This is a genomic window from Methanomicrobium antiquum, assembly GCF_029633915.1.
GTDB classification, from domain to species: domain Archaea; phylum Halobacteriota; class Methanomicrobia; order Methanomicrobiales; family Methanomicrobiaceae; genus Methanomicrobium; species Methanomicrobium antiquum.
In genome coordinates this window covers 1357101-1375228 of the sequence record NZ_CP091092.1, presented here as the reverse complement: position 1 = coordinate 1375228, position 18128 = coordinate 1357101, and the positions used below count along the sequence as shown (strand labels likewise).

The 18128-nt window shown below is 36.7% G+C and carries 18 protein-coding genes; 14 read left to right on the top strand and 4 right to left on the bottom strand.

The annotated features are described in order from the left end of the window. The first annotated feature begins 19 nt into the window (after positions 1-19). Together larC and radB are read left to right on the top strand one after the other, a co-directional pair. Complete coding sequence (larC, locus tag L1994_RS06820) at positions 20-1222, top strand: nickel pincer cofactor biosynthesis protein LarC (RefSeq protein ID WP_278098710.1); 1203 nt, start codon at positions 20-22, stop codon at positions 1220-1222. 10 nt (positions 1223-1232) lie between these two features. Then, entirely contained in the window at positions 1233-1904 is a 672-nt protein-coding gene (radB, locus tag L1994_RS06815; protein WP_278098709.1) for a DNA repair and recombination protein RadB, read from the top strand. Positions 1905-1910: 6 nt separating this feature from the next. Here the strand turns inward: radB and dapF are convergent, their stop codons facing one another. Then, entirely contained in the window at positions 1911-2735 is an 825-nt protein-coding gene (dapF, locus tag L1994_RS06810) for a diaminopimelate epimerase (RefSeq protein ID WP_278098708.1), read from the bottom strand. A gap of 207 nt (positions 2736-2942) precedes the next feature. Continuing rightward, positions 2943-4145, bottom strand: coding sequence for a RuBisCO large subunit C-terminal-like domain-containing protein (locus tag L1994_RS06805; protein WP_278098707.1), 1203 nt, complete (start codon positions 4143-4145; stop codon positions 2943-2945). Positions 4146-4371: 226 nt separating this feature from the next. Between L1994_RS06805 and L1994_RS06800 the strand changes: the two genes are divergently transcribed. The 10 genes from L1994_RS06800 to L1994_RS06755 all read left to right on the top strand — a co-directional run bounded on the left by L1994_RS06800 (position 4372) and on the right by L1994_RS06755 (position 13951). Then, positions 4372-5187: an HAD family hydrolase gene (locus L1994_RS06800; protein ID WP_278098706.1), complete on the top strand. Its 816-nt coding sequence runs from the start codon at positions 4372-4374 to the stop codon at positions 5185-5187. Between the two features lie 619 nt (positions 5188-5806). Next, entirely contained in the window at positions 5807-7417 is a 1611-nt protein-coding gene (gene atwA, locus L1994_RS06795) for a methyl coenzyme M reductase system, component A2 (protein WP_278098705.1), read from the top strand. 12 nt (positions 7418-7429) lie between these two features. Next, positions 7430-8977: a methyl-coenzyme M reductase-associated protein Mmp3 gene (gene mmp3 / locus L1994_RS06790; RefSeq protein WP_278098704.1), complete on the top strand. Its 1548-nt coding sequence runs from the start codon at positions 7430-7432 to the stop codon at positions 8975-8977. A gap of 2 nt (positions 8978-8979) precedes the next feature. Next, positions 8980-9450 (top strand): methanogenesis marker 6 protein, encoded by a 471-nt coding sequence (locus L1994_RS06785; protein ID WP_278098703.1) that lies wholly within the window; start codon positions 8980-8982, stop codon positions 9448-9450. A gap of 5 nt (positions 9451-9455) precedes the next feature. Continuing rightward, positions 9456-9938 (top strand): methanogenesis marker 5 protein, encoded by a 483-nt coding sequence (locus L1994_RS06780; protein WP_278098702.1) that lies wholly within the window; start codon positions 9456-9458, stop codon positions 9936-9938. Next, the gene (locus L1994_RS06775; protein ID WP_278098701.1) at positions 9935-11179 is read left to right on the top strand and encodes a methanogenesis marker 15 protein; all 1245 of its coding nucleotides are present in this window, start codon (positions 9935-9937) and stop codon (positions 11177-11179) included. The genes L1994_RS06780 and L1994_RS06775 overlap by 4 nt, the downstream gene beginning before the upstream one ends. A 2-nt stretch (positions 11180-11181) precedes the next feature. Next, positions 11182-11763: a methanogenesis marker 17 protein gene (locus tag L1994_RS06770; RefSeq protein WP_278098700.1), complete on the top strand. Its 582-nt coding sequence runs from the start codon at positions 11182-11184 to the stop codon at positions 11761-11763. After that, entirely contained in the window at positions 11763-12704 is a 942-nt protein-coding gene (locus L1994_RS06765) for a methanogenesis marker 7 protein (RefSeq protein WP_278098699.1), read from the top strand. The genes L1994_RS06770 and L1994_RS06765 overlap by 1 nt, the downstream gene beginning before the upstream one ends. Positions 12705-12756: 52 nt before the next feature. Next, positions 12757-13197, top strand: coding sequence for a carboxymuconolactone decarboxylase family protein (locus L1994_RS06760; protein ID WP_278098698.1), 441 nt, complete (start codon positions 12757-12759; stop codon positions 13195-13197). A gap of 118 nt (positions 13198-13315) precedes the next feature. Next, positions 13316-13951 carry a DUF4013 domain-containing protein gene (locus tag L1994_RS06755; RefSeq protein WP_278098697.1) on the top strand — a complete coding sequence of 212 codons (636 nt, stop codon included), beginning with the start codon at positions 13316-13318 and terminating at the stop codon, positions 13949-13951. A 379-nt stretch (positions 13952-14330) separates the two neighbouring features. Here the strand turns inward: L1994_RS06755 and L1994_RS06750 are convergent, their stop codons facing one another. Together L1994_RS06750 and L1994_RS06745 are read right to left on the bottom strand one after the other, a co-directional pair. Further along, a complete protein-coding gene (locus tag L1994_RS06750; RefSeq protein WP_278098696.1) occupies positions 14331-15758 on the bottom strand; it encodes an IS1634 family transposase in 1428 nt (475 codons plus the stop codon). Positions 15759-16273: 515 nt separating this feature from the next. After that, positions 16274-16912: a hypothetical protein gene (locus L1994_RS06745; RefSeq protein WP_278098695.1), complete on the bottom strand. Its 639-nt coding sequence runs from the start codon at positions 16910-16912 to the stop codon at positions 16274-16276. 497 nt (positions 16913-17409) lie between these two features. On the opposite strand from L1994_RS06745, the gene L1994_RS06740 reads away from it, so the two are divergent. Both L1994_RS06740 and L1994_RS06735 read left to right on the top strand, forming a co-directional pair. Then, positions 17410-17913 (top strand): flavodoxin domain-containing protein, encoded by a 504-nt coding sequence (locus L1994_RS06740; protein WP_278098694.1) that lies wholly within the window; start codon positions 17410-17412, stop codon positions 17911-17913. Next, positions 17910-18122: a hypothetical protein gene (locus L1994_RS06735; RefSeq protein ID WP_278098693.1), complete on the top strand. Its 213-nt coding sequence runs from the start codon at positions 17910-17912 to the stop codon at positions 18120-18122. Before L1994_RS06740 ends, L1994_RS06735 begins: the two co-directional genes overlap by 4 nt. Positions 18123-18128: the final 6 nt, after the last annotated feature.

The window sequence follows — 18128 nt, the reverse complement described above, 5'->3', positions numbered from 1 at the left end:
TTTATAAGTACTTGTAGTTATGAGAATACTTCTCTTTGATCCATTCCACGGAGCCGCCGGCGATATGATTATCGCCTCTCTTCTTGATGCCGGGGCAGATATGCAAAGTGTTATCGATGTAATGACGTCAGTTGTTGCAAGGCCTGATATCACAAGAGTAGACAGATGCGGCATAAAATCTCTTAAAATTGATACAAATGCCCAAAAATCTCACCGAAATCTCAATGATGTAATTGAAATTGTCAAAAAATCTACAGCATCAAAAGAAGCAGTTGAAATGGCAATCCGTGTTTTTGAAAGAATTGAAAGAGGCGAGACAAAAGTTCATGGCGCACATACACATTTCCATGAGGTTGGTGCAGATGATGCTATCGCAGATGTCCTTGGAGCATGTACTGCATTTTTGTCGCTTGATTTTGATTTGGTGCATATAAAACCGGTAAATGTTGGTGCAGGTTTTGTAATAACACAACATGGAAAATACCCTGTGCCTGCACCTGCTACACAGGAGATTTTGCAGGAATCAGGGCTTTTGACAATATATGATTCAGATATTTCTACAGGTGAATTGTGCACACCTACCGGTGCGGCACTGCTTTCAGAATTCTATTGTGGAAATAAACATTTACCATCAGGAAAAATTATCAAAACAGGATATGGTGCAGGAACAAACAACCCAAAAGATACGCCGAATGTCCTGAGAACTGTTATTTTGGAATCTGATGAAAAAGAGGATGAATTAACCGATACTGTAGAGATTCTTGAGACAAATGTCGATGACGTATCAGGAGAGATTTTGTCTTATACTATGCAGAAAGTCATGGCAGAGGGTGCAAGAGATATTTCATCTGTTCCTGTAATAATGAAGAAAGGAAGAATAGGATATTTAATAAGAATTATCTGTTTAAAAGGTGAATCACAAAAATTCGTAAGAATTCTTTCTGAAGAACTGGGAACACTTGGCATTCGCCATTTTCAGGCAGTTCACAGATCTGTACTTAAACGAACTTTCGAAGACATTAAACTGGATATAAATAACTCTGTCCACATAATAAATGTAAAAACCGGATGGATAGAAGGAAGACCCGTAACATTTAAAGCAGAATTTGAAGATGCCAGAAAATGTGCTGAAAAAACAGGTCTTCCAATAAAACAAATAGCAATAATGGCAGAATCCGCCGCAATTAAACAGATTACAGAAGATAATATTATAGAAAATTGAAGGTAAACTGATGTCTGAAAATTCAAAAATCACCACGGGATGCGAAGCTTTTGATGACCTTATCGGAGGAGGTATTGAGAAGAAGGCAATAACACAGTTATATGGAGAACCGGCCTCAGGAAAAAGTACAATTGCACTAATGAGCGCGGCAGGTGTATTGAAATCCGGAAAAGATGTTATAATAATTGACAGTGAGGGCTTTTCAGTAGAAAGATTCAGACAGATTTGTGGTGAATTTGCAGAAGAACTATCTAAGCACCTTTATCTTTTTGAGCCAACGGATTTTACAGAACAGGGCCTTATGATTGCTCAATGTGACCCGCTTCTTAAAAGCAGTGATGTCGGACTAATTATTATCGATTCTGCAACTTCTCTTTACAGAACAGAGCTTGGAAGCGCAGGAGAGGGGCAAAAAAAACTGGGCCGTCAGATTGTTCATCTTCTGGGTTATGCCAGACGATACAACATTCCTGTAATTGTTACAAATCAGGTTTACATGGATATAAACAACGACAGACTTACAGGTCTTGGAGGAACTTCTCTTAAGCATATTTCAAAGATAATAATAAGGGTTGAAAAATACGCCGATCACAGACGTGCTGTATTAGAAAAGCACAGGTCAATGGAAGAAGGAAAAGCATTTGAATTTAAAATGGTTGAAACAGGAATTCAAGAGATTTAACTCTTATTATATGGATATAATTCCTGAAAATACAGTGGCTGAAGGCCCTTTCATGCTTGCATTTTCACCATTTATTGTTATTGTAAGAGGGCCGCCTTTTGTATGAACAAGAACTTTTTTTCCTGTTTTGCCAGTCTTATAAGCAATTGCGGCTGAGGCAGTTGAGCCGGTACCGCAACTGAATGTTTCATCCTCAACTCCTCTTTCATAAGTTCTGATTGTAATCTCATCCTCCCCTGTTACCTGAACAAAATTGACATTTGCACCTTCAGGGAAGGTTTTATGGTATCTGATTTTTGGTGCTACGCTTTTTATGTCAACAGAATCTATAGAATCAGTGAAAATAACTGCATGTGGAACTCCGGTATTTGCGGCATATACTTTCTCTCCGCAAATTTCTTCAGCATATTCTCCATCTCCTGTTGCCGGAATATCAGATCTGTCATAAATTATTTTTCCCATATCGATGGTTGCTGTGAATTCATCATCCTCGCTGTAGCCCATATAAACATCAAGGACTCCTGAGAGTGTTTCAATCTTGCATTCTCTCTCAACATAATCCATGTCATATGCATATTTTGCAAGACAGCGAATTCCGTTTCCGCACATCTCTGCTTCACTGGCATCAGGCTGTATAAGCCTCATTTTGACATTTGCATTATTTGAGCGTGAGATGAATAATATCCCATCCGCCCCTATTCCAAAGCGCCTGTCACAGTAAAGTTTTGCAAAATCTCCCTTCATGTCATCAGGGATGACTATTTTGTCTGTCTCATCAATAAGGATAAAATCATTTCCATTTCCCTGAAGTTTAACAAATGGTATTTCCATAACTGTTTTTCACCTGCCTCTAAATTATCTCTACTCTATATTGTAACTAATTTACTAAAAATTTCATGAATTTTGTAATAAATACTTATTTCCATATTCTTCTCTTTTAATTTTCTCATTTAGAAATCAGGAAAAAAGTCTGTAAAGCAAAAAAAATACAATGGTTTTAATTTATCTTTTTATTATATCAGATCAGGGAAGGTTGATTTAAATGCCCCATTTTTCAATTGCCAGTCTTAATTCCCTGTGGGTTTTTGCATACTCTTCAGGAGATGCACCTTCCATAAAGGCATCAACAGCCTGTCTCATTGCCATTGCACCATATTTTGTTCCATCAGGGTGTCCGTGAATACCTCCTCCTGCCTGAAGAATAATTTCTGTTCCAAGCGCTGAAAGCTCTGCATGTACCTTTCCTGGATACAGTCCGCCGCTTGCAACAGGAAACACGGGATTTAAGCCAAAGTATTCATCTGTAAGAGTTTTATTGTCCACAATAATGTCCTTTGGGTCATGACCCATTTTACCGCTTACTGTTCCTGTGTGAAGCTGATCTCCGCCTGCAAGCCTGACAAGACGGGCAATGGGGCGCATTGCAATACCATGTTTTGTATTCCGTGTCATTGCCGCGTGCATTGTCCTGTGAACGTGAATTGGAACATTAATTCCCGGGTCCTGTGCAAGGGCTTCAACTGCGCAAAAGCCACATGTTATAACATCGACCATGACAGCGTTTGCACCACAGTCAACTGCCTTTCTTGCACGCTCAACAATTTTATCTGCTCTTTCTGAAACATTTGCGGCATAAAGAATCGACCTTCCGGTTTCAGACATTGCATCATCAAGGCGTGACATCACAGTTTCAACCCTCTCAAAAAGAGGACAGAATTTTTGATCTGTTAATGTTTCATCATCTTTTATGAAATCAACACCTCCTATTGCGGCAAGGTATGCGACTTCTGCTGTATCTTTCGGGTTTAAGCCGACTTTTGGTTTTATTATCGTTCCTACATGAGGTCTTTTACTTTTTTCTGTTCCAATTAATTTTCTGACACCTTTAATACCAAAATTCGGGCCATTGAATCTTGTAAGCTCTTTTGGAAAATCAACATCAAGAAGCCTTACGCATTTGAGTCTTCCAAGTCCGAAAAGATTTCCGGCTATCACTGACAAATACTGGGATATATTGCCGGGTTCGAAGATTTCGGCCGGATATAAAATTTCAGTGATGTAGCCGTCACCGGATGGTTTTAGAGACAAAACCTTGCCGTCAAGCCTTTCAACATAGTCTGTACGTGTAGACAGATCAGTCCATGTACCTGTTGTTTCCTCATCAGCTATTGCCTGTGCGGCAAATTCAGGTGTGGTTCCTGTCTCCGGTTCAAAATAATATATTGCTGTGACTTCAGTCATAATATCTAACCTTAAATAATCTCTATGCCTATTTTAATTATTGGTTGTTCTGCAAATGCTAAAAAGATTAAAAATCCAATATACTTTTGCAGAAAAATAAAATTAGCATTACATGAAATTTTTTATCCAAAAGGATAGAAAAAAAATTATAGCAAAAAAAAGGATAGAAAAAAATCATGTTTTTTTCGTGCAAAAGAATTGCAAAATTTCAAGGGATTATTAGTTTATGAAAACCGCAGTAGTTTTTGACAGTGCAGGAACCCTTCTTCATACTTACAGAGTGGCAAAAGACATAATTAACGACAGTATGGTGGAAGGTGTTGAGACAACAACACTTACATGCTCTGCCAAAGGAAGGGCTCTTGTTCTTTTATATGCACATTCAAAGAACATAATTAACGAACCTGAAAGTGAACTTCTCTCCTCATACCTGAAATTTAACGGAATTACATTTGGTGTTGCATGCTCTTGTGGAGTAGTAACAATTGGAGATGTTTCTGATATATTGTATTCTGATGAGGTTGCTAAAACAGGCGATCTTCAGACATGCATCAGAAAGGTGTGGAGTTGCTGTAAAAAACTGCCTGTTGTTGCTATGAACAGCGGCGTTATTGTGAATAAAAATATCGGCAGAATTGAATATGCAATAACATCCGGCGGCAGACCTTTTTCCGGTGCCAAAAAAACCATTCAAACACTTCAGGAGATGGATATCGCAACTTATGTTGCATCCGGCGACAGGACAGATAAACTTATGAAAATGGCAGATTATCTGGGAATTCCTCACGGAAATGTCCATGGAGTTTCAACTCCGTCAATTAAAGCCCAGATTGTTAAGGACTTAAAAGAAGTATATGAGAATGTAATTATGGTGGGAGATGGTGTAAACGATATTGCGGCTATGAAAGAAGCGGATATTGCCATCCTTACAGAACAACAAAAGGGCAAAAAACCAAAAATTCTTGTCGAAGCCGCTGATTATATCATAAATGATGTATCTGAAGTTATAGAAATTGCAAAAAAATCCAATCTTCAAAAATAATCCAAATCCTAAAAAATTATACTAAACCTAAAAATTATACCAAATCCTAAAAATTATAATTTGATATGGAAAATCAATATATTCTTGTTTTTTCTGGTAAAATATCTGTTGAGTATCAAATTTATTTATGAATATCCCTGATATTTTTGTTTGGGAAAAGCATTTTTTTTTTTAAAGGACAGAATGAAATGCTTAATCTTAAAACCCCAAAGAGAATATTCAAAATATTTTTTTCCTGAAGAACGGGGATAAAAAAAATGTATAAGTATAAAAGAAAAAGTAAATGAAAAAAAAGTAGAAAAAAATTAGGAGTAAAAAAGTCCCCAATGAGTTTTCTTTCAGTCTAAAAATATGTTACAATATAAAGACTAATAAAAGAATGCCGCAAAAAACTCTAATACACATAATTTTCTTAAATATCCTGCTCTATTGCAAGCATTTATTTATCTCAGAGTCAGGCAAAGGATTGAATTGCAATCCTGAAAGTAAAATTATGAGAAGAAAATTTAACATTGATAAAATCAGTCATTAATGTAAAGATAATTAGCAGGTACTAATTATAGTTAAACTGAATTATATATTTAAAAAACGTTACACTTAAATGTTGAGGATAAGTCTTATGGCCCCATTAATCACTGTTGAGAATTTAAATAAGGAATTTAACGGCACCAAAGTTCTTAAAGATATAAATTTTGTTCTTGAAGAAGGTGAAATTTTAGGAATTATTGGAAGAAGCGGAGCAGGAAAAACAGTTCTTATGCATCTCATAAGAGGTGTTGACGAACCACCAACCTCCGGAAAAATTATTTATCACATATCAGCATGCGATAAATGCAGTCATGTCGGACTCCAGAGCAAATCAGGAGAAAAATGTCCAAAATGTGGTGGGAAACTTGTTTCAATGGATGTTGATTTCTGGAACGAAGATAATGTTGCATTAAAACGCAGAATAATGGGACGCACTGCAATAATGTTTCAAAGAACTTTTGCATTATACGGTGACGATCGTGTAATAGAAAATGTAATGCATGCATTAGCTGATATAAACTATCCTTCAGAAAAACAGGTATCAAGAGCTGCTGATCTTTTAGACGAAGTAAGACTTTCACACAGGATGATGCATATCGCACGTGATCTTTCAGGTGGTGAAAAACAGCGGGTTGTTTTAGCAAGACAACTTGCAAAAGAGCCTTTCATGCTGTGTGCAGATGAGCCTACAGGAACACTTGATCCAAGGACAGCAGCAATTGTGCATGAGATGTTAGAAGAGGCCGCAACTGACAATCAAATGGCAATGATGGTTTCATCACATTTTTCACAAATTATTGAAGATGTCTGCAACAGAGCGATTTTCCTGGAAAACGGTGTCATTAAAAAACTGGGCAAGCCACATGAAATTGTTGAACTTTTTATGAAGGACGCCGAAGATGCAGAAGAATTTGACAGATGCGAAACAGGTGAAGATATTCTTCAGGCACGTGATGTGGTCAAGAGGTACATTACAGTTGACAGGGGAATGATAAAAGCCGTTGACGGCGTTTCTTTCAATGTTTCCGAAAAGGAGATTTTTGGTATAATCGGTACAAGCGGGGCGGGAAAGACAACGTTGTCCAGAATCATATCAGGCATAATTGAACCAACCGGAGGTGAGATGAATATCCGCATCGGTGAAAAATGGATTGATATGACAAAACCCGGAATAGAATATCGTGGACGGGCAAAAGGGTACATTGGTCTTCTTCACCAGGAATATGATTTATACCCCCACAGAACTGTTTTGGACAATCTTACAGACTCCATCGGACTTGAATTTCCAAAAGAGCTTGCTGTAAGAAAAGCAATAATCACTCTGAAAATGTCAGGTTTTTCAGAGGAAAAAAGCAAGGAAATTCTAAACCGGCTTCCTGATCAGTTAAGTGAGGGCGAAAAACACCGTGTCGCACTTGCACAGGTGCTGATACGGGAGCCAAGAATAATTCTTCTTGATGAGCCTACAGGAACAATGGATCCTATCACAAAAATCGATGTTAAGCATTCAATTCTTCATGCAAGAGAGGATATGGATGAAACATTCATTGTTGTCTCTCACGACATGGATTTCGTAAGGGATATTTGTGATCGTGCAATATTGATGCGGCATGGGAAAATTGTAAAAATCGGGCCGACCTTAGAGGTATTAGAGTATTTAACTCAGGAAGAAAAAGAGATTATGGCCGGACCCAATCCCTGAGGTGAATGGAAATTGATTAAAGTCCATCTGGATGGACAGATAAAAGAAATAAAAGACGATACAAATCTTGGGAGTCTTATTCCTGATTTATCTTCCAAATTTTCTGTTGCAGTTATAAGATCATCTCAATCAAGTGAATCTGCAACAAAAAATGTACGTCTTTTTACATCTGCCGGAGAGTTAGTAATTGAATTAAACTCTAAAGGCATGGATTTCTTTTCTGAAGGAATATTTAGCAGATTTTTTGATGAAAAAAACAAATCCGGTTCTTTAAAAATCAGATGGACTGATCGTCAAAGCTCTGCGTACGGATCCTTTAAGACAAAAATTGTTCCAGATAAAAAACAGCACCGCTACAATAAAGGTGATGTCATTTTAGGATGCGGAGGATACGATCCAAACAAATCCTACCTCATTTTTTCAAAAATACAACATATGGCTGATCATGGTGCAGATGAATCCGGGGGAATTATTGGAAAAGTAGTCTCCGGAAAAAGCACTCTTAACAAATGGGCCAAAGATGATTCAATAAAGTCAGCTGAAAGAATAATCAGCCGGGAAAACACAAGTGATTCATTTACAACAACTGACCGTGACCTTATTTTAGAAGACGGTATGGAAATTATTACGCATGCCGTGATTTCTGCAAAAGGATATAGCAAAGATAAAATAAACATAGATGCCTCAAACAGCGTTGAGCACTTTCTTATTGCTTTAAAAAGCGGAGAATTCAAATCAAGTCTGTCCTCTTCCGGTTTCATCCGTGATGAAACAATGAAAAATTCTACAGTTCCTCATGAATTAAAAAGTTCACGTCTTGAAGGAACCGTTACTGCCAGAACAAGCGGTAAACTGGCGGGAAGTATTTATATTTACACAAAAGATATTCCGGGAAGTCCTAACCATACAATTGTTGGTGAGGTAATACACGGAATTGAACTTGTAAAACTTGTATCCGAAAATGAAACAATCTCTGTTACGACAATTCCAAAACAAATAGACTTGCGTGGTTTGTCTCTTGATGAAGCGATAAAAATCTCAAATGAAAATAAAATCAAGGCAATTGCCGATGATGATACTGGTGAGCGGGTTGTTATTGAACAGGACCCTCCCAATACAATGGAAATTTTGGAAAAAGGAGAAGTTGCACTTACTACTGTTCCATTATCAAGAGTTATTGGAATCAGACTTGATGATGAGAACGCTCCAAAAACATGCAATATTTTCAGAGAGGTAACAGGTCTTCGATGGTATATGATTGGAAAGATGCCTCTGATCTTTAAATTCGATGATGTTTCGCTTTTCCAGCCAAAAGTCTCTACAAAAATTAAAATCAACATTGAAAATACTCCCAAAGATACTGTTCCTGCAAATATGCTTGCAATGACAAATGATTCAAGAAAAGGTTCAGGTCTTGTTGGTGTAAGGACATCTCCTAATTCAGAGTTTGGTCCTACATCAGAGCCTTTTTCTGCAACAAACATAATTGGTGAGCTTATTGATACAGAAAAATTAAAGTCTCTAAAAGAAGGAGATGTCATCTACATCCGGGAGGTTTAATCATGGCATCAAAAGAGTACAAGCCCGATTTTGTTGGAACAGTCACAAAATATGTTTTTGTTGAATCTCCTGATGTTACCCCTCAGCATCTTGCAATAAGGGCTTATGAAATATCGCACGGTGTTATGATAAAAGAGACCTGTTTTGGTCTTCAGATAACAGGTATGCCTGAAGAAGTAAAAGGGATTATAAAAGAGCTTAGAAAAATTGATCCTGCACATATACTTGTAAAAGACAGAGGTTTTCCTCCCGGAGATCCAAGACGCTGCAGGGCAAATCTTGGTGGTGCACGTCCCGGATACTACGGACATGAGTTTGAAATGAAACTTTTAAGGTATATATCAAAGGGATTTTTAAAGGATTATGCAGGAGAAAGAGCAACCCCCGATGCAATAAAGGGAATTGGGAAAGATGAGGCTGAAAAATTACCTGTCGATAAACTTCTAAAAATAATAAAATCAGAGGAGAGCTGAAAAAAATGTCTAAAGTTTTTATTTATCCTTCAACAAGTCTGATTCTTTCAGATCTGGTTGAAAGATTTGGGCACGAACCGCTTGGAGTGGCAATTGCAATACGTGAGAAGATACAGACACCAGGCTTTGATTCACCACCGCTTCAAATGACGCCTGAAGATCCAAAAAAAGGTCTCAAATATGCCGCTGTAGAAGTTCCTTCAGGAGTCCGGGGGAGAATGTCGCTTTTTGGACCTCTTATTGAATCAGCAGAGGCCGCAATTATAATCAATGATTCTGATCTTGCTTTTGGTTGTATGGGGTGTTCAAGGACAAATGAACTTGTGAAATTTTTGACCCGTCAAAGAACAGAAATACCTATTCTTGAGTTGACATATCCATCTGATGAGGATGAAGGTTTAGCATTCATTCAAAGAATAAAAGAATTTTTAGCCGGTATTCCAGGTAATATGGAGAAATCAGAAAAGTCCGGGGAGAATGTAAAATGAAAAAAGAACAGCCTGTAAGAGTTGTACAGCTGTCCTGCGGACCTGAACACAGCGGAGTTCAAAAAGAGATCTATGACGCAGCGGCAATGGTAAATGCTGAGATGTTTTTCCCTGACGTAACTTTAGCAGATATCAAAAAAGCATATTCTGAATTTGGCCTTGAGGCAAAATCTGCGGATTTGAAACTCGCTATAGCACGGGCAAAAGCACTTGTTGACGGAGCTGTTGAAGCAGATGCTGTTTTTATTGCGACATGTTTCAGATGTTCCGAAGCGGCAATTGTAAGAAACGAACTTAGAAGGTACATACACAATAAGTCAACTCTTCCTGTTGTAAGTTATTCTTTTACAGAAAGAACCACTTCCGGAACGCTTCTTACAAGAATGGAGGCTCTGACAACAGTTGCAAGACGAAGAGCACTTCTTGCACGTGAAGAACAGACCGGAACAACCCTTGGTATAGATTCAGGTTCATCCACAACAAAAGCGGTTGTCATGAAAGACAACGAAATAATAGGTGTTGGATGGAATCCTACCACGGGAGTAATTGAAAGTGCTGAAAGTGCTGTTAAAACTGCCTTTGAACAGTCAGGACTTAAAATGTCAGATATTGAGGCTATTGGAACAACAGGTTATGGAAGATATCTTGTTGGGGATAAATTCAAAGCAGATCTCATACAGGAAGAACTGACTGTTAATTCAAAAGGAGCTGTATATCTTGCTGACAGGCAACATGGTGAGGCGACCGTTATTGATATTGGCGGAATGGACAACAAAGCGATATCTGTTCAGGACGGAATTCCGGGTTCGTTTACAATGGGCGGTATCTGTGCCGGTGCATCAGGGCGTTTTCTTGAGATGACTGCCAAACGTCTTGGAGTTGATATTACAGAACTTGGCCCTCTGGCGGCAAAAGGCAGTTCAAAGGAGGTTCCAATGAACAGTTACTGTATAGTCTTTGGAACACAGAGTCTTGTAAATGCACTTGCTGAAGGTCATTCAAAAGAAGATGTTGCGGCAGCGGCCTGTAGAAGTGTTTCAGAACAGGTATATGAACAACAGCTCCAGGAAGTCGATATAAAAGAGCCTGTGATAATGGTTGGAGGCTCCTCGCTTATAGAAGGTCTTGTAATTGAGATGGGAAAACTTCTTAAGACTGATGTTGTTGTTCCACCATATTCACAGTATATTGGCTCTGTTGGTGCAGGTCTTCTTTCGTCAGGATTTATCGGAGAAAAATAAACATGGCTATTGATTATTTTGAGGTTGAATGCAGAGAGGAATCAGGCAGGAGAGCATATATTGATATTGCATCAAATGTTTTGCAGGACCTTGACCTAATAAAAATAGTCAGAAAAATCCATATATTAATCGACCTTGATTTTCCGTTTTTTCTGGCTGTCGGAGAGACACGAAAACTTCCGCCGCCGGTAAAAATCAGGGATTTTGCAAATGTGATGGAATCTGAAGGAAAAGTTGTTTTGGATATTGGTGAAGAGACTTATCTGTCACAGATGCTTACAATTCTCTGGGATAAATTCGGCAGGGATGTTGTAATACAACCGGACAGATTTACAGTTACTATCAGTTCTGAATTTACAAACACAAAAGAAATTGAAGAACTGACAGTCTACGATCCAAGCATCTCCATGTATAAAGACTTAATCTATGCTCTTCAGTGGATAGCACCGGAAGGATTTCGTGTGAGACGTGAATGGATTGACAAAGGGAAATTTTTCTATGTGGCAAGCGAGAACACTCTGCAAAAAGAGATTATTGATCCAATAATAGAAGAAAAAATTAAACTCCTAAAGGAGGCATCCTGATGACTCTTGTTCCGATAACATATAAAGGGGGAATCTTCAGGCATGATATTATCGTTGACCTGATTGATGATCTGGGCGGTTATATTATCCAGAAACATACAATTGCACAGGATGTTGTCCTTCAGTCACTTGTTCCAAAAGAGGATATTGAGCTTCTGCAAAAAACAGGACGGCCACTGGGAGGAGAAGTTATCAGATCCCCTCTTGTTGGCACTGAGATTGCTGTTGTGTCGCCAAGTCTGGACATACACCATCTCCCGCATACATCCTGCGATGCGGCCGAGTATATGCGAAGATCAGGTGCAAAAACAAATATGATTGGTCTTTCAAGAGGATTTGGGAAAAGAATAGCCAATTTAAATGTCGAGGAAAGAGATGTCATAAATGAGCATGACTGCGCCGTATTTCTCCTTGGAAATTTTGAGGAATGTATACAACACAAGCTTCCTGCACTTAGGAGAGGAATAACTGTTCCAATTATTCTTACAGGCGGACCTGAGACAGAGGCCTTAAAAAAGATAACCAATCCTCCTGTTGAAGGCTATGTCGGATGCATTGGAAGAATTGGTCATCGTATGAAAAAGCAGGAAGGAGAGATTGAGTATCTTGACGATTTAATTGCAGAAATTTCCCGCGTATTAGATGAGAAGCGGGATGATATTGCAAAAGATTCATTGTCAATTTCTCCAGCCAGATTAATGTCTGTTATTGAAGAAGACCTTGAAGTCTCCAAAACTTCTACTCATCCAACACCGGTTACTGTTCAGATCGCCGGACTGAGAGTAAAAATTCCCTATGATGATTATTCTGATTATGTCGGCTCGATAAAGATAGAAGATAATGTAACAATAAATGATGTTGCAGAAATTCTTCCTTCAAGAATGCGCAATTACATATGGATTAAAATAAAACATTTTTCTGAAACAAATATTATGGTATGATTAAATAAGCATACTAAAATATCAATATTTATCTTAAATACAGGTGTTTTAAATGGATTATGAGGATCTTTTAAAAGATATTGCAAATAAAGGTAAAGAAAAAAGCACTCAGGAATGGCTTGAAAAAGTAGAAAAAGAGGATGGATCTGTTCCTCTTATTTTTAAAAGAATGTCACAGAGGCCTGAGGTGTTGCTATCACATCTTCTTTATAAGAGTTCAGTTTCAGAAACAAGTACTCTTGATCCAAAAATTGTTGAGTTAATAAGCCTTGCAATAGGTGCGGCGCTTAACTGCAGGCATTGTACTGAGTATCATATGAGAGGTGCACTTAAAAAAGGTGCAACAAAGGACGAAATACTCGAAGTTATCCTTCTTGCAGGCTCTCTTGCGCAGGCATCGGTTCTTGCGGATGCATACAGGGTTATTGATGCAGGTGAAAATTCATGCAACGCATCATGTGATATTAACGGATTTAGCTATAAAAAACACTGAACATAACTTTTTTTGATGAAAATTTTCAATTTTAAACAATATCCTTTTAAATAATTGAATATAATTAAATTCCTTAAGGGAAATTATGTTAATTTCCTGAAAGGAGTGATTTGGTATCATGGATATTGGTATGCTTTTTAGTGACTCTTTCAACTATGCCAAAGAGGCTGTAGTTGGAAAATGGGTGAAATGGATCCTTTTGATCGTTTCAGCCATAATATTCCCGCTTCTGCTGGGATATGAACTAATGGTACTGCGTGGAGAAAAACCAGCTCCTGAACTTGGAAACTGGGTAAAACTGTTTATTGACGGTTTATTGTATTTTATTATTAGTTTAATCTATTCCATACCGATTATAATTGTGGCAACTCTTACAATCGGAGCAGGATTCTTTGCACTTGCAGGTGATCCTTCAGCGGCAGTTGCAGGATTTGGTGCAATGGCAATCGGTTTAATCCTAACTTTCATTGTTGCTATCATAATATCACTTGTTGTAGCAATTGCAAGTGTAAGATTTGCGCGTACAGGAAAGTTTGGCGAAGCTTTTAACTTCAGTGAAATTCTTGGAAAAATCAAAAGTATTGGATGGGTAAACTACTTTATACAGATTCTTGTAATGATAATTGTAATAGGAATCTTTGCTACAATCATTAACATGATTCCTTTCATTGGTCAGATAATTTACTTCATCTTATTACCGGTTATTGCAATCTTTTCAGCAAGGTACATCTGTCTTATCTATGACAGTGCCTGAAAAAGACAGTGCCTGAAAAATTCAGGTAAATCTATTTTTTTTCTATAATCCAATCAGAATTTAACCTGCTATCTTATGAAATCTGATATGAATTGAATTAATACAGGAAAAGTCCTTAAATTTTGTTTAAAAAACGTTGATTAAAATATATTTCATACTTTCTGTTTCATGTAAGTTACGAAGTAGCTTTCATCTAAATCAGGCTGATTTACTATCTCTGAGAGTTTTTGAAAGTTTTCTTCTAAAAAAAAAGTTATTACCTAACTTTGCCAGTTAGAGTTCAATCCCCCTCAAGATACTGTCCACTATCTCTATTCGATTTTTTCAAATTTTTGTCAGGAAATAGAATTTGACAGTTGGCTATTTTACTACTTTAAAATCATGAAATGCCCCAGTCATAGAGTAAAATCTTCGTATTTATGGAGTCAAAATTCGAGTGAATGTACTTTTTTGTCTTTCTTTTCCACAAATCAATGGTAACTGTCAAATTCGATAATGATTTTTTTATGAATTTTGTAGATGTATGCTTCATTTCCGGGATTTCAAATCGAATCAGTGAAATAAAAAGCTGTGCAATAAATCCGATGATTAACGCACCATAAATGCTGTTATCTGTCCAGACTCTCAATGGTTTAATTTCAATTTCATTCTTTAAAGAGTGGAATATCTTCTCAATCGAGTCTTTTTTTCGATATGTATTTAGGGCCTCAACAAGTGTCAAATTCTTACTTGATTTCAGACAGAAAAATCCTTCTCTGCCAGTGATTAATTTATCTTCAAGGAGTTTTACAGCTTCATCCTCTGAAATTTGAACAAGTTTTGTCTGGATGGAATAATCAACATCAACAAGCAAATTATTTATACGAAACTTCTTAGGGAGTTTTTTATTTTTTTCAATACATTCCTGAATCGTTTTTGCTTCCTTAATCTGTTTCACAACTTTTCTCGCCCTGGATTCAAGTTGTTCTTTCTGAAGTTTCTTTGAAAAATAGAAGTAATTGATGCTGTTTGGTTTCACAATTTTAATGCCGCGAATGCCGGCTTCATCATCAATAATTTCAGGACTATATTCTTCGAATTTTGCAATTATCTTATCATCACTTTTGTTAAGCTTCTTTCCTGTGATATACTGCAGGTTATCGGAGCGAATCATCTGAGTATTATCAATGCTGTTTGCACCTTTGTCAAATATTACTAGAGAATCTTCTTTTAATCTATCTTTTACCTGAAGATACGTCTTTTTGAAATGTTTCTGATCGTTGAGATTTCCGGGTTCAACAGTCATTCCTATCGGAATATTGATTGGATTAGCCAGTTCAGCCAATCCAATAGTTATCTGTTTTTTGTCAGGTCTGTGATCCCGACTATATCCATATTTACCAAGTTCTGCTTTATTTCCGTGAAGAACTATACTGGTCCAGTCCATGTTGATGTCGGTGAGATCAAAATCATACCTATCAAAGATTCTATCCTGAATATCTGAGATGATTTCTTCTCTGTTTGCTCCGATTGTTTCAAGAAGACGATAAATCGTTCTTTCACTGAAAGAAATCAGGTTAAATATCTGCAAAACCTCTAAGCGATTTATCCATCCATGTGAGCGCTTGATGCTGAAATTATCAGTCAGCTTGTAACTGATAAGCGCGATAAGTAAATCATCGATACTTATTCCTTTTTTCTTATGCTTGCCAAAAATTTCTGAAAAATTAAGTATTTCATATAGTGTTTTGACAAGCAGGATGATGCCAATAGGAAAGGATATATTGTCATTAGGCTCAACTACATAGGTTCTTAGTTTTGTTTGCATGTTTGATCATTTGTAACATCACTAAGAACAGTCTTATTTCTTTTTAATTGGATTTTTGAGCTATTTATTCAAATCATTTGATTGGTACTTTATACGTAAGTGGCAAACTTAGGTTATTAAATATGGTTCTTCTCCATTTTTCTGAAAGTTAGGACTATCCAAAAAGAGAAACAACTTAGAGAATAACCTCCAAATCTGATGATATGTCCAATAAACATTACAAATGGAGGGAATGCATTTCTGCATTCACATCTATGTTCTCATTTGTGGGCTTTTAAGATTATTGATATGGAAGATTTCATCAGTTTCTTAGGTTACTGGCCTTGACTGGAAAACAATCAAAGCTAATCGATTATTAGCAAGGGAGGGGACAGGCCCCTCCCTTAAACCCACCCCGCTTACGATAGGTCACCGGAGGGGGGCTAGGCCCCTCCTGTTCCCGGGGATGTTGTGTACATCGCGACAAATCAATTCCAAATTAGGGTGATCAGAAATATGGCGAAGAGTCTTAAATATTATTCTTTTTTAGATTTGGTTAAAACGACTAAGGCAAAAGAAACAGCAACTGATAATAATAAAAATCCCATAAATCCTCCTGATTCCTGAGTTTTTTGTGCAACAGGAGTTATCTGAGATTTATTAGTATCCTCAATAAAAACTTCTTTTTCAGTTTCATCTGCTGTTAAAATCCTATCTTCTGTTTCCAAAGGTGAAGGTGTTTTGGTTTTTTCTTTCGATTCTGTACTGACATATGCACTTATTGTAGGATCAGAGAGTGTTATCACAGTGTATGAAAATTCTTTACCTGAAAGATCATTTTTTCCTGAAGGTGTGTTTACCGCATACATAACATATGTTCCAGTATCAAGAGAACCGCCTGAGAAAACAGTATCCCATTTATAATCCCATTTGTTGTTATTGCCGACACTAACGCGTGTAAAGGTTGAAGAATCACCTGTCACAACTGCTGTTGAAAGATCTTCAGGAGAAACACCGTTTGACGCAAGATTAGGGCCTGTCAAAAAAAGATATACATAATCAGTTCCTGAAGCTCCACCTGATAAACTGATAGTTTCTCCGGGATATGCTGTTAATGCAAAAACCGGTGCTGAAAATATTGCAGTAATTGCCATAAGGGCAGATAAAGTTACCAATATAAATCTGGTTTTACTCAACATATCATAATTTATGCAGAAATACAATTTATAGTTATCATATGAATAATAAAAAATATATTTCAATCAACTTAATGATTTTTTCTATGACATCCGGCTTTTTTAAATCTTATTTCGTTTAAATCACTTTTTTTCCAATCAGATTTGATTTGTTATGAAAGTCAAAATTCCTGATAGACTTATCATCACTTTTTTGTGTGATGAAAAAAGCTCATCATGTGCGTTTGCTATGAAAGTCTAAAATCCCTGATAGACTTATCATCACTTTTTTGTGTGATGAAAAAAGCTCATCATGTGCGTTTGCTATGAAAGTTACTTCGTAACTTACATGAAACAGTTAGCATGAAATATAATTTCATAAACGTTTTTATGATAAAGGACACAGAAGAATATTTTTTGGACTTTTACATGCAAAAATTCACAAATTAAAAATTTATGAACGTATTTATAAGACTTAAGAATAAAAGAATATGAAAATGACTAAGAAAGTTCTTGTTGCATATGCAACACGTTATGGTTCTACAAAAGACATAGCTGATAAAATTGCGCAGATACTGACCGAAGATGGTTATGATGCTGATTCAAAAAATATTCTTGATATTACACAAACAGATGAATATGGGGCTGTTATTGCCGGAAGTGCCATTCAGATGGGAAAATGGCTTCCTGAAGCTAAGGATTTTATGCAGACCTTTAAAAGTCATTTGAACAGAGTGCCTCTCTTTGTTTTTTCATGCGGAATTACATTAAATAAACCTGATGAAAATGTCATAAGAAAGGCCTATTTTTCAACTGATGAAATAAAGCAGTATGTAAGCCCTAAAGAAACAGGTCTTTTTGCAGGGAAACTTGACACAAGTCTTCTTTCAGATTCCGATAAAGATTTGGTTGTCCTTGCAAAACCCGAATGTGGCGACTTCAGGGATTATGATGAAGTAAAAAAATGGGTATTAAAAATAGAATCCGAATATCTGAGATGAAAAAAACAGAATTTAAGAAGTCCGGGATTAACGATAACAAAGGCAAAACTGATAATAAAATTAAAACTGATAATAAAATTAAAACTGATAATAAAATTAAAACTGATAATAAAATTAAAACTGATAATAAAATTAAAACTGATAATAAAATTAAAACTGATAATAAAATTAAAACTGATAATAAAAGCAAAAATGATAATAAAGGCTAAATTAAG